The organism is Halorubrum ezzemoulense (assembly GCF_004126515.1).
In the GTDB taxonomy this organism is placed as follows: Archaea; Halobacteriota; Halobacteria; order Halobacteriales; family Haloferacaceae; genus Halorubrum; species Halorubrum ezzemoulense.
This window is the reverse complement of sequence record NZ_CP034941.1, coordinates 139,416-152,652: the sequence shown is the minus strand read 5'-3', so window position 1 is coordinate 152,652 and position 13,237 is coordinate 139,416. Positions and strand designations below refer to the sequence as shown.

Sequence of the window (13,237 nt, the reverse complement as noted above, 5' to 3'; positions counted from 1 at the left end):
TGATACCGGTTCGCCGATCTCGTTTGTCTACCCAAGATCTGAGAACGACTCTCTGACTCGAAGCGCGATCAGTTCATTTTGATCGTTTGAGTCAATAGAGATAGCGACAAGTTCCTCTTCAATACTAGTAATCGAAATTGCTTATTCAGCCGTGAGACCCCTGTTATCACCGCATCCGCGAGCTCCAAGTCAACTTGTACTCATCGATAGTAGTCCACACGTCGGCGTATGTTACGATATTATATTCACCGTCTAACTCGGTCAAGGGGACGTCGAACGAGGTATCAAGGACCTTCTCGCCATCAGGATCTACAACTTCGATCGACCCGCTAACCTCCTGATTCAGCTTTCTGAGCCCTCCGATGAACGGTGGTCCGATGCCGGTCGATGCCCAACCTCTAAAGAATATATACTGTATCCAAAAATGATAATTTATCCAGATAGAGTCCGATATCGAGCTTCATCGCCGACTCGGGTGTCGCCTCTCACTCCAGAGAATCTAAAGAAAACAGCGAGAGTTCCACGGGTCACCTGACCCGTGGGTGAATCGCGTACGCTCGCCTAATGTTCCGTCTCCTCGATGTACCGACGAACCACGTCCTCGGAAACTGTACCCGTCGTCCCGACGTAGTAGCCATCCTTCCACAGGCCACTTCCCCAGAAGTACCGCTGTTTGAGTTCAGGATGGCGCTTGAGAACCGTTCGTCCCGAGTAACCTTTGAATTGCTTCGCTATCTCGGCAGGACTCCATTTCGGGTCGGCCCCCACGAACAAGTGAACGTGGTCGGTGGCAATCTCCATCGACACAATCTCGTGACCGAACCGCTCGGCAGTCCCCCGGAACAACTCCGCAAGCTCGTCTCGAACTAACTCCAACATCCCGTGTCGATACTTCGGGCACCACACGAAATGATACTTACACAAACTAATCGTATGTGTATGACTCCTGTATTTACCCATCCGAATCCCTACGTTTATTATCATTTGATCCGATAGTCAAGGTATGGGTATCGAAGAAGTCACGAAGACCGCACGTACTCGACTCTGCATAGAGTCTGGTAAGCGATCGTGGCTCAAAGATGCCCGTTACACCGCACGAGACATCGCCAACGACACACTCCGACTCAAACAAGACGGCTACTCACGCACCAAGATTCAGAAGAAAGTTGACCGCGAGGACTTCCTTCGGAACAACAAGTGCGCGGTTGTCGGGAAAGCCCTGCAAGCGTGGGACTCCTACAAAGAACTCCTCAACTGGTGGCACGACCAAGACGACACCAACGTCGGGAAACCGTCGCCACCGGCCACGGACAAGGAGGGAACATACCCGCTCGTCATGGCACACACCGAAGGCTATCGACTCACCCACAACGACGAGACTGACCGTATTCGGTTCCGTGTGAGTCCGAAGCCGTACAAGAAGGTGAAAGGACGCCTTCGAGGACGACCGGAAGACCTCAACCTCATCGAGTCAGCCTTAACTGAAGACGAATGGTCGTTGGGACAGGCCGAACTCCTGTACCGAGATGGCGTGTACTACCTACACGTCACGGTCAAAACAGAAGTCAAATTGCCTGAACCTGAAGACGCGGACACACTGGTCGGCGTCGATATTAACGAGCGCAACATCGCCCTCGCCGCTCTCACTCGTGAGACGATGGACACGCTCGGAACACTCGTGCTTGACTACGGCTCGGTGAAAGCCGAACGCCAACGCTACCACACCATCACGAAACGCTGTCAAGAACACGGCCAACACTCCATCCACCACCAACTCGGAGAGAAAGAAGAACGCTACACCGAGTGGGTTCTTCACCGGATGTCCCGAGTCGTGGTGGAGTTCGCACAACAGTTCCCGGACCCGGTTATCGTGTTCGAGGACTTGAGCGGAATTCGAGACGTCATCAAGTACGGCACGTACATGAATCGTCGTCTGCACAAACTGCCGTTCCACAAGTTCGAGCAACAGGTTCGATATAAAGCGACATGGAACCAGATTCCGTGTGAGACGGTCGAGTCGCCGTACAATTCGGAGGCGTGTTCGTGTTGTGGTCATCGGGGATACCGTCAGGGTCGGCGGTTCCGATGTACGAATGATTCGTGTGAAGTTCAGCAAGACCATGCTGACCGGAACGCGAGCGTGAACGTGGCGTGGCGAGCGTGGGCGAAACACGCTGGAGTAGACGTTGAATCAGTTAATTACCGGACTCGCAAAACCCAACCGTTTGTTCGGAAGGTGAGCCTGTCTGGGTCGGGGCGTTCAGTAAATCGCCCATCCTCATCCCGCGACATCGTGTCGCGTGGAGTGCTATCGACGTAGGCTGAGGGAACAACAAAAGCCACGGGTCACCCGACCCGTGGTCGTTTACTTTGATTGAGGAGGGTCGACGCGGACGCATCACGCGAGTCGTCTTCGCTCCACACGCGTTGCGCCCACGGACCAGCCAACAGCGGCGAGGTCGCTTCCGCACCCCCACTGACGGGCTGATAGACGCAGGCAACATTATCGCCCTCAGCCGGAGACGAGGGTTTGCCCCAGAGGGGGTGACCTGACCGACCGACTATGACCGAGACGCTTCACGGTTCGACGCCACAGTCCGCGTTCACCTCGCGCTGATCGAGAGCGTTGAGGAGTGGCTCGTCGCTCACGCCGACGAGTCCCGCTCGTTCACCGACGGCTTCCAGCCCCGCACGGAGTGAGGCCAGCCGGCGGATGCTATGCGGGCGCTCGATCAAGATACTTTGGAGGAGCTCGAACCGGTATATTCCCATCGGCGTGGACATGTCTGCCAGAAGTACGAGTATTGGGAGTGTGACGACTACTGTTGGTCCTCAAACCAATATACTTATTTTATTGGTCTATGTACCAATGGATGAGGATGGCCTCACTGACCGACGACGACCTCGATGGCGTGAGTGAGGGTCGAAAGTACCCCGATGGGGCTGTAGTCCGCGTGTTCTGTATGCGGACAGATCGCGATGCGTACCCGTCTGGGTGGGCCTACAAGCTTCATTACGGCGCGACGGAGCCGGACCCGCCCCGCACGCTTGATGATGGGACGATTCGTCGGTACGACAACTCGCACGAGGACACCAAAGGGCACGAACTACACGTCGCACCAGACCCTCACCCAGATAGTATCACGTTTCCCGGAATGGTCGAACTCTGGAAACGGTTCTGGAGCGAAATCCCGAAGTCCGAGCTCGAGGTCAAGTGAGACCATCTCACCACGGTGATACCCATGAACGACACCACGCCGCCGCTGCACCCGATGGAGCGTGAACAGCTTCGGGCCGAATCAACTCTCGTCGTAACCGTGAACTCGTCCAGTGAGTTCCACGGCGACATCACCGACGGGATCGAGGCGCTCAAACGAGGCGACGCGGTGGATTTCACACCGACGCTCTCGTTCACCAGTTACGACGATCTTATGGAGACGCTGACGCCGCGTGTCCTTGATCTCATTGAAGCTATCCGCAGGGAAGAGCCAGCCAGCATCAACGAAACCGCACGGGTCGTTGACCGGGACGTGAAGAACGTCCACGAGGAACTCAGCCGCCTCGCCCAGTTGGGTATCATCTTCTTTGAGGAAAACGGTCAGAGTAAGCGCCCGGTCGTCTGGTTCGACGAACTCTTGATCAACCTCCCGTTCGATCCAGAGGCTGGCGACACACCGGCTGCCACGCCTTGACATCCTCTCTGCACTGCTCTGATGGGATGAAAGCCTGCTAAGTCCCCAGCGTGCGTGAAGAGGTACTGGGGTGGTCAAAGGCCGATGATTCAACAGCGTCATAGAACGCGTGGCTCTGATTGGCCTACCTGCCAAGGACGCACTATCATGGGAGGCCGCCCGGATGCCGGCGGCATCCGGGCGGCGAGCCCGAATAGGTGTGGCTCCCTTCACGCACAAACCGCCTCACAGGAACCATGTACTACCTCGGAATCGACCTTCATAAAGATGAGTCGCACGTCGCTGTTTTGGACGACGATGCCGAGGTCGTCGAAGAGATTCGCGTCACAAACGCGAATCTCGACGACGTTGCCGAAGAATACGCTGGAGCCAAAGCGGCGCTCGAAGCAACCAGCAACTACTACACGGTCTACGACACCCTCGACGAACATCTCGACGTGGTTGTCGCAGATCCCACACAAACCAAGGCGATCGGCTATGCTGAGGTGAAAAACGACCGGCTCGACGCGAAGTTGCTCGCGCAACTTCGCCGAGCCGGCATGATCGCTGAGAGTTACGTCCCGTCCGAAGAGCTCCGAGAGCGCCGCGCACTTGTGCGCGGCCGGAAGAGACTCGTCGAAAAGCGCACGGACTTCAAAAACGAAGTCCACGCCCTACTCGACAAACACGGGATCACCTACGACTGGGATCCGTTCAGTGTGAACGGGCGAGAAATCCTCGCCGGCGAGGATTTCTCGCTCGGTGTCGTCGGCGATCAGCTGATGGAGTCGTTCCTCTCGATCATCGACGAGTTAACCAGTCAAATCGAGGAACTCGAATCGTTGATCGAGGACACTGCTGCGTCTCTTGAGGAGACGCAGCTGTTGATGACTATTCCTGGCGTGAGTTTCTACTCGTCGCTGCTAATCACCTCGGAGATCGGTGAGATCGACCGATTCAACGAGGCAAAGCAGGTGGTGAGTTACGCGGGATTGGATCCAGTCGTCCGCGAGTCGCCTGACTCGCGGACGGAAGGATCGATCTCGAAGCGCGGAAGTGGAGACTTACGCTGGATCCTCGTTCAGTGTGTTCAAACAGCGGTTCACCGGTGTAACGATCCATATCTTGGCCGGTTCTACGCTCGATTGAAACAGCGGAAGAACCATCAGATAGCGATCGTCGCAACGGCGCGAAAGCTGCTCGTGTCGATCTTCCATATGCTAGAGCGTGAGGAGGTGTACGATCCACCAGAGGTGAGTGCCTGAGGGCCGCCGAGCCGGCGGCCCTCATCGGCCGGTCGAAGCGGGTGTGAGCCACAGCTAACGCGTTCACGTTCTGACCGCCTGCCGGCTGTTCCCTGATACTGTCAGCTAAATATTCTTTAGGTTAGAGTGTGATTAGCAAGTATGTCCACGCTTGACGCCGCCACTCTTGACGACCTCCGCGACGCTCTCGCGGAGGTCGAAGATAAAAAGCCGACACAGCGGCTAATGGCGGTGATCAACTATCTTGAAGAAGACGATGCAACGATGGCGGAGGTTGCTGAACGATACGGATACACCGGTCCATGGTTGTCTCGGTGGGTTGGCCGGCTCGACCGGCTCGCCGATGAGCCGGTCGAGCAAGTCGCCTATGACGATCCGCGTGAAGGCAGACCATCCGAACTCTCTGATGAACAGCACGACCAGTTCGTTGAGGTACTTCACGACTCACCCGAAGAAGTTGGACTAGACGTGCCCGCGTGGTCTGTTCCACTAGCTCGTCACTATCTCGCCGAAGAGTTTGACGTTGAGTACTGTGAGCGGCACGTCCGACGATTGATGTCTGAGGCCGGGCTGTCTTGGAAGACAGCCCGGCCGGAGTTCTACAAATCCGACGAGAGAGCCCAAGAAGCCTGGAAAGAAGGCTTCAAAAAAAGCGCAACGACCTGGACGACGAATACACGATCCTGACCATCGATCAGACGAGACAGGTTCTCTCGACGTTGATTTATGCGTGGTTTCCGGAAGGGGAGCGCCCGTCACTGCCGGTGACGGGCGCGTGGGATAGTATCAAGTTGCTTGGTGCAGTCAGCGATGGCGGTGATACGTTCTTCCTGCCGTGTGCAGGGAATTTTAACAGCGACACGACGATTCGACTTCTTGACGCACTTCAGACTGAATTCGGCGAGAAGATTTGCGTCGTTTTGGACAACGCCTCGTATTTCACGGCGAACACGGTCCAAGAGTTTGCTGAAGGTACACCGATAGAACTCTGTTACCTACCGCGGGGTTCACCGGAGCTGAACCCCGCGGAAGAGTGTTGGAGACAACTTGATCAAGAACTTGGGAACCGCCTGTTTGACACACTCGACGATCTGCGTGAGGCTGCTCTCTCTGCACTCAACCGGGTCGAAATCCCAGATGTGTTTACGTATTTATGTCCGTGAGTATGAGCTATCACCGTGCCTGCTTGTAGTTTTCTCTCGTGACCAAGCTCGGCATCGATCCCGGCGAAAAATATAGTATCGCAGACGTGGTTTGTTGCGCCAGCAGGCTTTCATAGGTGTTGAATCCGCAGAAGGCGGTGGGATCGGGTCACTCTGTACTCGGTTCTGGAGCGCTGTCGAGTGAATTCAGAGATGGAATCTTGACAGAGAGAGTGAGGACCAAGGTCACTGGGCGGAGCGATCCAACACCTCGATGACGAAGCGTGAGATAATCGCCTCTTCAGAGATCGTGATCCCCGTGCAGTCATCGGATTCAACACCTATGAAAGCCTGCTAGCGCAACAAACCACGTCTGCGATACTATATTTTTCGCCAAGATCGACCCGACCGTGTCCATAGAGAGAAACCGCAAGCAGTCACGGTGACTGCTCAGAAACCGGCCGGCAGGCGGTCAAAACGTGAATGATTCAGCTGTGGCTCACAACCGCTGTGACCGGCCGATGAGGGCCGCCGGCTCGGCGGCCCTCAGTAGCTCACCTCTTGTGGATTCAGGTTCCTCCGTGTGATCGAGCATCTGGAAGATCGATACGAGCTGCTGCGCTGATGGGTGGTGTGTGCGTAAATAGAGCAACACCTATTCGGGCTCGCCGCCCGGATGCCGCTAGCATCCGGTCGGCCTCCCATGATGGTGCTTCCTTGGCACGTAGGCCAATCAGAGCCACGCGTTCGAAGACGCTGTTGAATCATCGGCCTTTGACCACCCCAGTACCTCTTTACGCACTCTGGGGACTTAGCAGGCTTTCATCCCATCAGAGCAGAAGACAGAAAAGCTGGAGAGAGCTAATTTTATTTCAAATTTTATCTAATGTAATAGTCGAAAATTCGTTACCGGAGCAGACCTCTTTAAAAGTAGGACGCCGCTATCTCGCAGAGATTGTTCACTCACAGTGAATAATTTTATGTTAATTTGTCCCCACAGAGTGGTATGCCAACAAAAAATACAATTAGATCAGACGAGCGAATGCTGGATATCGTTGAATCGCTCAAATATGAGACAACAGCGAGCGTTACGGCCCTCGCCACGAAGTTGGGGATGCCGAAAAGTACCGTCCACGCCCATCTATCGACCCTCAGAGACAGGGGATACGTGGTACAGAATTCCAACCGGCAATACCGTCTCAGTCTCCGATTTCTAGACATCGGTATGGACATTCGGGAGGCGCAGGCAATGTACGACGAGGTCGTTCCGAAATTGGACGAGATCGCAGAGGAGACTAGCGAGAAGGCTTGGTGGATAGTTGAAGAAAATGACAAGGCAGTGTTCCTTGCAAACTCATTAGGGAAGCGTGCTATTCGAACGAACTCGCGGATCGGGCAGCAATCCGAACTTTACGAACTGGCTGGTGGAATGTCCATTCTCTCTGTGCTCCCAACAGAGCGTCTTGAGGCGATTCTCGACAATTACAGTTTCCCCCTTGCCGATGGTCGGACCCGCGCAGACTTGGAAACAGAGTTGCGAGAGATACAGGAAGAAGGGGTTGCATACGGCACGGAGTACTTCTTAACTGGTGTCACAGGGGTTGGTGCGCCGCTCACCGACACCTCTGGGAATATCTATGGAGCGATCAGTATCTCGAGCCCTGTCGACCGCTTGGACGATCGCATCAAGAGAGATTATGCGGATCTTATTCGAGGAGTCACCGGCGAACTCCGCGTGAACCTATCTCACCAATGAGTCCGAATCGTTCGAGACTTAAAAGACGATAATCGCGATGGGCGGCCGCGTGCAAAGGATTTACCACTGTGAACGAACTCGTATTAGAAACAGTTCCTACTCTGACTCATGAGGCGTGCTACAGGTCAGGACCGGGCGGTCAGCATTCAGAATCACAGACTGAGAGACGCTCCCAAACAGCATCTTTCCAGCCGGTGAACGCTTCCGACCTGCAATACAAATAGCGTCAGCGTCCAGTTCCTCAGCGTGTTGGATGATAGACTCTGCCGGGTCCCCACTGCCTTCACGGAGGTCGACCGGAACGTTGGCTTCCTCGAAGAGTTCCTTCGCACGCTTTACTGAAGTGACTTGAACGACTGAGGCCCCTTCAGGATTCTCGCCAAAGTCGTGCAGCAAGTAGACGTGAATGTTGTCAGCCTCGAAGAGATCGAGAACTGTTTCCGCTTGTTTGACCGCTCGGTCAACGTTCTGGTCGATACCTAATAGCAGTTCTTTCATATAACACTATTTAGTGACTAGTGTAAAGTATGTATCGCTACTCTGCTGGTTTCCACCGCTATTTGGCCGTCTGATGCAATTAAAAGGGACCGCGCTCAGTCTGCCATCCCGACGCCAAGGTGTTTGTCGAGTACTTCCTGGTCTTCTCGCACGTCCGCAGCGATCCCTTCGTGGACAATTTCCCCTTTTTCCAAGATGTATGTGTAGTCGGAGACGTCGAGCGCGATGGGAATGTTCTGCTCGACCACGAGAATCGTCATCCCCTGATCGTGTAGGTCCCGGATTATCTCCTCTATTTGTCTGACAACGTAGGGTGCAAGCCCCTCCGTAGGTTCGTCGAGCAAGAGAAGATCAGGGTCTGCGGTCAGTGCTCGCCCAATGGCGAGCATCTGTTGTTCCCCGCCCGAGAGAACTGACCCGTGGCTGTTCTCGCGTTCTTTGAGATTCTCGAACATGTCGAGGATTTGGTCGACGGACGGGCCGTCGCTGGCATCCACACCGAGCCGCCCCATCTCGATGTTCTCACGAACGGTGAGCTCCGAGAAGATGCGTCGTTCTTCGGGAACAAACGCGATGCCGCTCTGAATCGTCTGTTCCGTACTCATCGATGTGATATCTTTGCCGTCGAACGTGATGGTCCCGCCGGTTGGTGAGATGTTACCGATGACAGAACGCAGCGTTGTCGTCTTACCGACGCCGTTGCGTCCGACTAGTGAGACGACGCTCCCCTGCTCTACGTCGAGGTTTACACCCTGTAACACCTGCGTCAGGCCGTACCCTGCCTGTACGTTTTCCATCGAAAGAAGCTTGTCACTCATTCTCGTGCACCCCCTAGATACGCGTCGCGAACGTCTTCATTGTTCGCTACCTCCTCCGGTGTCCCGGTGGCGAGTTCTTGTCCACGCGTCAACACGGTGATTTTGTCAGAGACGCGCATAACGAGGTCAATGTCGTGTTCGATGAGCATCAGCGACTGGTCCGCAAGCACTTCGCTGATGAGGTCCATCGTCGACTGCGTTTCCTCGCTGCTCATTCCCGCCGTGGGTTCGTCGAGCATGACTATGTCGGGGTCAGTTGCGAGGACCAGCCCGATCTCGAGGCGACGCTGATCGCCGTATGCAAGCGTTTCGGCCTTCTCCTCGCCTCGGTGCTGAAGCCCGATCTGCTCCAGTACCTCCGCTGTCTGCTCGGTGATACCGTCGAAGCTGTTCTTGTCACGGAACATTGCTGACACGGGACCGATATCATCGTCGTACACAGACTGTGCCGCGACCCGTACGTTTTCACGGACGGTAAGACCGCCGAAGACGTTCGTTATTTGGAACGATCGACCGAGGCCGCGTCGAACGCGATCGTGCGGGGACATGGTGGTGATATCCTCGCCTTTGAACAGCACGGCCCCGTCACTGGGCTTCAGCGCACCGGTAATTAGGTTGAACGTTGTTGTCTTACCGGCGCCATTTGGGCCGATGACGCTGCGGAACTCTCCGTCTTCGACTGATAACGAGATGTCGTCGACGGCGGTGAGCTCGCCAAAGCGTTTCGTCAACCCGTCGGTTTCCAGTACTGCCTCAGTCATCTGATTGAACCTCCGATTCGTCGATACCAATACCGGGTTTGCCGCCTTCCCCGAACCGATCAAGTCGCTGGACGACCAGCGACGGGACCGAGACGAGACCACGTGGAACGTAAATAACGAACAACACAAAGATGATGCCGATTATCATCCGCCACTGTTCGGTGTACTGCGAGAGTATTTCTTCAGCGCCGAAGAACGCACCGGCGCCGAGCATCGGGCCGAAGAGCGTTCCCATTCCACCTAACAGAGCGATAACAATTACCTCACCGGAGTGAATCCAGGCAAGGGTCTGGTCAGGTGAGATGACAAAGGTTGATGGACTCGCCGCAAGGAGCCCACCGGCCAATCCAGCGATCCCGCCGCTGATAACGAAGGCACGGCGCTTGTACTTGACCGTGTTATAGCCGATGAACTCCGCGCGCTCCTCACTCTCTCGGATTGACTGGATTACACTGCCAAATGGGGCGTTCATAATACGCCGCGCGAACAGGAACGCCAGCACGGCGAGTAGTAGTCCAATGTAGTAGAAAATAATCTGTTGATCGATCTCGTAGCCCATGAACACAAAACTGATCTCCGAGAGAGGGACGCCGAGTCCGGCGATACCCATCGTCGGTTCAAATCCAAGCAGGCCGTCGCTGCCTCCCGTGAATCCCAATCGGAACACCGCGTTGTAGAACAATTCGGCGAACGCGAGCGTGATCATCGCAAAGTACACACCCGACACTCGAATAGAGAGGCTCCCGACAATCCAAGCGATGACCGCACAGATGAAAATCGCAGCGACGATCGCTACGACGAACGATGAGGTGAAGTGCAACATCACAAGCGCGGAGGTGTACGCACCGACACCGTAGAACATCGTGTGGCCAAGCGGGACTAGCCCTGCATAGCCCATCACCACATCAAGGCTCAACGCGAAGATCGCCCAGATGAGAATATTGTTCATTACGAGCACGTAGTAGCGACTGCCGGTGAACAACAGCAAGATTGGTAAGACGATCATCGCCGCAATGAACACTAGACCGAGTTTGGTTCTCGTTGAGTCGCTGAGTAACCCACCACTCGACCCAACGAGAATCTCACCCTCCCCGCTCTCAGATTCGTCGCCTCGAGTCCCGAATAGTCCCTGTGGCTTAACGAGTAACACCCCAATCATGAGCAGGAACACCGTTAGCCCCTGTAGGTTGGGAATCGTCAGCGCAAACCCACCGAGTTCGAAGAGCGTCGCGCCGTTATAGACGCGCATCATTGTCTGGACGACGCCAACGAGGAGCCCACCGAAGACCGCACCGCGGAAGCTCCCGAGGCCGCCCAAGACGACGACGACGAACGCGGGGATAATGACACTATTTCCCATGCCCGTGGAGACGCTCTGGTAGCCACCGAGAACGATGCCGGCGACTGCTGCGAGCGCGGCACCGAATCCGAACACGAGCGTGTAGTAGCGGTCAATGTCGATGCCGACGTTGCGGACCATCTGGCGGTCCTGTGAGCCGGCCCGGATGATCATCCCGTACTTCGTCCGGTTGAGCAGGAGCCAAGTGCTGGCTGCGAGCACCCCCGCAAATGCGATAATGAAGTAGTTATACAGCGAGAGCTGAATCGAGAAGATACTGACTGACTGGGTGAGATAGTCTGGCACGACTAGTTGTTGCTGTTCGGTTCCCCAGATCAATTTGATGAGGTCGTTGATGATGAGGACGAGCCCGAACGTTAGCAGAATGTGGTAGAGCGGATTACGACCGTATAGCGGCCGAATAGTGACCCGCTCGATTCCGGCACCGATGACGCCAACGATGAGTGGGGCGGCGAGCAGTGCTACCCAGAACCCGATGCCGCTCCCCAGCGGCGCGATGATGCTTAACGCGAAGTACGCACCCAGTGCGAATAGTTCTCCGTGTGAGAAGTTGATGACGTCCATCACGCCGAAAATAACCGAGAGTCCGGCGGCCAGGAGAACGTACACCATTCCCAGTGTGAGTCCGTTTATCAGTTGTTCGACAATTTGGGCAACCATGGTGGGTTAGTTACAGCCGAGCTCACTTGCTGGCGGGATTGTCTCACCTGCGGGCACTTCGTTAATAAGATCCACGGTGGGAGTTCCACCATCGTCGATAATTTCGCCCATCCATGTCGGGTTGGTCGCCTGACGGTCTTCTTCCCGGAGCGTGATATCTCCGAGGACCGTCTCGTAGGTACCGCCCTCGAGCGTATCACGTACGTCGTCGACTTCCGTACTGCCCGCTTCGTTCATCCCTTTTGCTATCAGACGCAGCGAGTCGTACCCGACGCGGGAGAAGTTGCCCGGCGAGCCGTCGTACTCGCTTTCGTAGGCGTCAACGAACTGCTGGTTGTCACCGGTATCCAGCGTCGGCAAGTATCGGACGCCACCGTAGGTGCCAATACTGTTCATCCCGGTTCCGGCAAGCACGCTCTGGAACGTTTGGGTCGGCCCAATGACAATCTTGTCGTCTGTCAGACCCTGGTCCGCAGCCTGATTAGTGAAACTCACGAGGTCACCGCCGGTCATTCCTAAGACGACGATATCGGCATCAGAGTTACTGATCTGGCTGACGTACGAGCCGTAATTCGACGCGCCGAGTTGCGAGGTCGAGACACCAGTTTCGTTGTACTCCCCATTCGCGTTGGCCATCCGCTGGCTAACACGCTGATAGACCGACTGCCCGTACGCGTAGTCGGCGTAGTGGAACCAGACGTTTGTCCCGAGTTCGTTGACGCTGTAGGCCGAAATAGCCTCGGCGATCATTGCGGTGTTGGTCTCGAACCGGAAAACCCAGGGGTTACACGCGGACCCGGTGATGGGGACTGCGGCTCCGCCCGAGAAGTAAACGAACTCCGAGGAGTTCGCGATCTCGTTGATTCCCAGCGCGACTGAGCTCGAAATCGCACCGACTATGAAATCGGCCCCTTCCTGCTGGACGAGGCGCTGCACTTCGTCTTGTGCCGCCCTCGCTTCGGTCTCGCTATCGCCAGTCACAAGTTCGAATTCGAAGTCGTAGTCGCTGTTGGCATTGATCTGGCTGACGGCCAGCTCGGCGCCCCGGCGCTGGTTCGGTCCCAGGGAACTGTACGGACCGCTCATCGGGTTCACGCTGCCGACGGTTATTGTACTCGTTCCGCCAGTTGAACCACCACTACAGCCGGCGAGTCCAAGCGCACCGGCTGCCCCGGCGGTTGCCATGAATCTCCGACGCGAGCTAGTACTCGGTGCAGCATCACTTGTCTTGTCATGTGTGTGCTTCATAGTCACACCAAGGACTGGCATCCAACTCCTATTAAAACCTTCTGTGGAACAGGCAGTC

At 55.7% G+C, this 13,237-nt stretch carries 13 protein-coding genes and 1 pseudogene; 6 read left to right on the top strand and 8 right to left on the bottom strand.

What is annotated here, in order from left to right; genetic code table 11:
* Window positions 1–561: 561 nt before the first annotated feature.
* Window positions 562–960: an IS200/IS605 family transposase gene (tnpA, locus tag EO776_RS16355; RefSeq protein ID WP_094520095.1), complete on the bottom strand. Its 399-nt coding sequence runs from the start codon at window positions 958–960 to the stop codon at window positions 562–564.
* Between the two features lie 43 nt (window positions 961–1,003).
* On the opposite strand from tnpA, the gene EO776_RS16350 reads away from it, so the two are divergent.
* Window positions 1,004–2,320 carry an RNA-guided endonuclease TnpB family protein gene (locus EO776_RS16350; RefSeq protein WP_094520093.1) on the top strand — a complete coding sequence of 439 codons (1,317 nt, stop codon included), beginning with the start codon at window positions 1,004–1,006 and terminating at the stop codon, window positions 2,318–2,320.
* Between the two features lie 257 nt (window positions 2,321–2,577).
* Here EO776_RS16350 and EO776_RS16345 read toward each other — a convergent pair whose 3' ends face one another.
* A complete protein-coding gene (locus EO776_RS16345) occupies window positions 2,578–2,772 on the bottom strand; it encodes a hypothetical protein (protein ID WP_246041560.1) in 195 nt (64 codons plus the stop codon).
* 107 nt (window positions 2,773–2,879) lie between these two features.
* Here EO776_RS16345 and EO776_RS16340 point away from each other — a divergent pair, with 107 nt between their 5' ends.
* From EO776_RS16340 to EO776_RS16325, 4 genes are all read left to right on the top strand, one after another.
* Window positions 2,880–3,218, top strand: coding sequence for a toxin-antitoxin system TumE family protein (locus EO776_RS16340; protein ID WP_176454999.1), 339 nt, complete (start codon window positions 2,880–2,882; stop codon window positions 3,216–3,218).
* Window positions 3,219–3,242: 24 nt separating this feature from the next.
* On the top strand, window positions 3,243–3,692 hold the full coding sequence (locus EO776_RS16335; RefSeq protein ID WP_176455000.1) for an HVO_A0114 family putative DNA-binding protein: 450 nt from the start codon (window positions 3,243–3,245) through the stop codon (window positions 3,690–3,692).
* Between the two features lie 236 nt (window positions 3,693–3,928).
* Entirely contained in the window at window positions 3,929–4,936 is a 1,008-nt protein-coding gene (locus tag EO776_RS16330) for an IS110 family RNA-guided transposase (RefSeq protein WP_129452579.1), read from the top strand.
* A gap of 141 nt (window positions 4,937–5,077) precedes the next feature.
* A protein-coding gene (locus EO776_RS16325) for an IS630 family transposase (protein WP_129452578.1) occupies window positions 5,078–6,099 on the top strand; the annotation gives its coding sequence in 2 pieces (ribosomal slippage) (window positions 5,078–5,581 and window positions 5,584–6,099; 1,020 coding nt in all).
* Here EO776_RS16325 and EO776_RS19830 read toward each other — a convergent pair.
* Window positions 6,084–6,158: pseudogene (locus EO776_RS19830) on the bottom strand (hypothetical protein); the annotation flags it as partial. The gene EO776_RS16325 and the pseudogene EO776_RS19830 overlap by 16 nt on opposite strands.
* Window positions 6,159–7,084: 926 nt before the next feature.
* Here EO776_RS19830 and EO776_RS16320 point away from each other — a divergent pair.
* Complete coding sequence (locus EO776_RS16320) at window positions 7,085–7,834, top strand: IclR family transcriptional regulator (RefSeq protein WP_217900610.1); 750 nt, start codon at window positions 7,085–7,087, stop codon at window positions 7,832–7,834.
* A 96-nt stretch (window positions 7,835–7,930) separates the two neighbouring features.
* Here EO776_RS16320 and EO776_RS16315 read toward each other — a convergent pair whose 3' ends face one another.
* The 5 genes from EO776_RS16315 to EO776_RS16295 all read right to left on the bottom strand — a co-directional run bounded on the left by EO776_RS16315 (window position 7,931) and on the right by EO776_RS16295 (window position 13,116).
* The gene (locus EO776_RS16315; RefSeq protein WP_094520141.1) at window positions 7,931–8,332 is read right to left on the bottom strand and encodes a universal stress protein; all 402 of its coding nucleotides are present in this window, start codon (window positions 8,330–8,332) and stop codon (window positions 7,931–7,933) included.
* Window positions 8,333–8,427: 95 nt separating this feature from the next.
* A complete protein-coding gene (locus EO776_RS16310; protein WP_094520142.1) occupies window positions 8,428–9,150 on the bottom strand; it encodes an ABC transporter ATP-binding protein in 723 nt (240 codons plus the stop codon).
* On the bottom strand, window positions 9,147–9,911 hold the full coding sequence (locus EO776_RS16305; RefSeq protein WP_094520143.1) for an ABC transporter ATP-binding protein: 765 nt from the start codon (window positions 9,909–9,911) through the stop codon (window positions 9,147–9,149). Before EO776_RS16305 ends, EO776_RS16310 begins: the two co-directional genes overlap by 4 nt.
* Complete coding sequence (locus tag EO776_RS16300; RefSeq protein ID WP_094520144.1) at window positions 9,904–11,931, bottom strand: ABC transporter permease; 2,028 nt, start codon at window positions 11,929–11,931, stop codon at window positions 9,904–9,906. Before EO776_RS16300 ends, EO776_RS16305 begins: the two co-directional genes overlap by 8 nt.
* A 6-nt stretch (window positions 11,932–11,937) precedes the next feature.
* Window positions 11,938–13,116: an ABC transporter substrate-binding protein gene (locus EO776_RS16295; protein WP_246041558.1), complete on the bottom strand. Its 1,179-nt coding sequence runs from the start codon at window positions 13,114–13,116 to the stop codon at window positions 11,938–11,940.
* Window positions 13,117–13,237: the final 121 nt, after the last annotated feature.

Excerpts from the sequence above, each read along its gene's own strand:
- EO776_RS16310 (WP_094520142.1), bottom strand. The coding sequence starts at position 9,150 with ATGAGTGACAAGCTTCTTTCGATGGAAAACGTACAGGCAGGGTACGGC.
- tnpA (WP_094520095.1), bottom strand. The coding sequence starts at position 960 with ATGGGTAAATACAGGAGTCATACACATACGATTAGTTTGTGTAAGTAT.
- EO776_RS16295 (WP_246041558.1), bottom strand. The coding sequence starts at position 13,116 with ATGGCAACCGCCGGGGCAGCCGGTGCGCTTGGACTCGCCGGCTGTAGT.
- EO776_RS16300 (WP_094520144.1), bottom strand. The coding sequence starts at position 11,931 with ATGGTTGCCCAAATTGTCGAACAACTGATAAACGGACTCACACTGGGA.
- EO776_RS16345 (WP_246041560.1), bottom strand. The coding sequence starts at position 2,772 with ATGGGAATATACCGGTTCGAGCTCCTCCAAAGTATCTTGATCGAGCGC.
- EO776_RS16350 (WP_094520093.1), top strand. The coding sequence starts at position 1,004 with ATGGGTATCGAAGAAGTCACGAAGACCGCACGTACTCGACTCTGCATA.
- EO776_RS16305 (WP_094520143.1), bottom strand. The coding sequence starts at position 9,911 with ATGACTGAGGCAGTACTGGAAACCGACGGGTTGACGAAACGCTTTGGC.
- EO776_RS16315 (WP_094520141.1), bottom strand. The coding sequence starts at position 8,332 with ATGAAAGAACTGCTATTAGGTATCGACCAGAACGTTGACCGAGCGGTC.
- EO776_RS16330 (WP_129452579.1), top strand. The coding sequence starts at position 3,929 with ATGTACTACCTCGGAATCGACCTTCATAAAGATGAGTCGCACGTCGCT.
- EO776_RS16340 (WP_176454999.1), top strand. The coding sequence starts at position 2,880 with ATGGCCTCACTGACCGACGACGACCTCGATGGCGTGAGTGAGGGTCGA.
- EO776_RS16335 (WP_176455000.1), top strand. The coding sequence starts at position 3,243 with ATGAACGACACCACGCCGCCGCTGCACCCGATGGAGCGTGAACAGCTT.
- EO776_RS16320 (WP_217900610.1), top strand. The coding sequence starts at position 7,085 with ATGCCAACAAAAAATACAATTAGATCAGACGAGCGAATGCTGGATATC.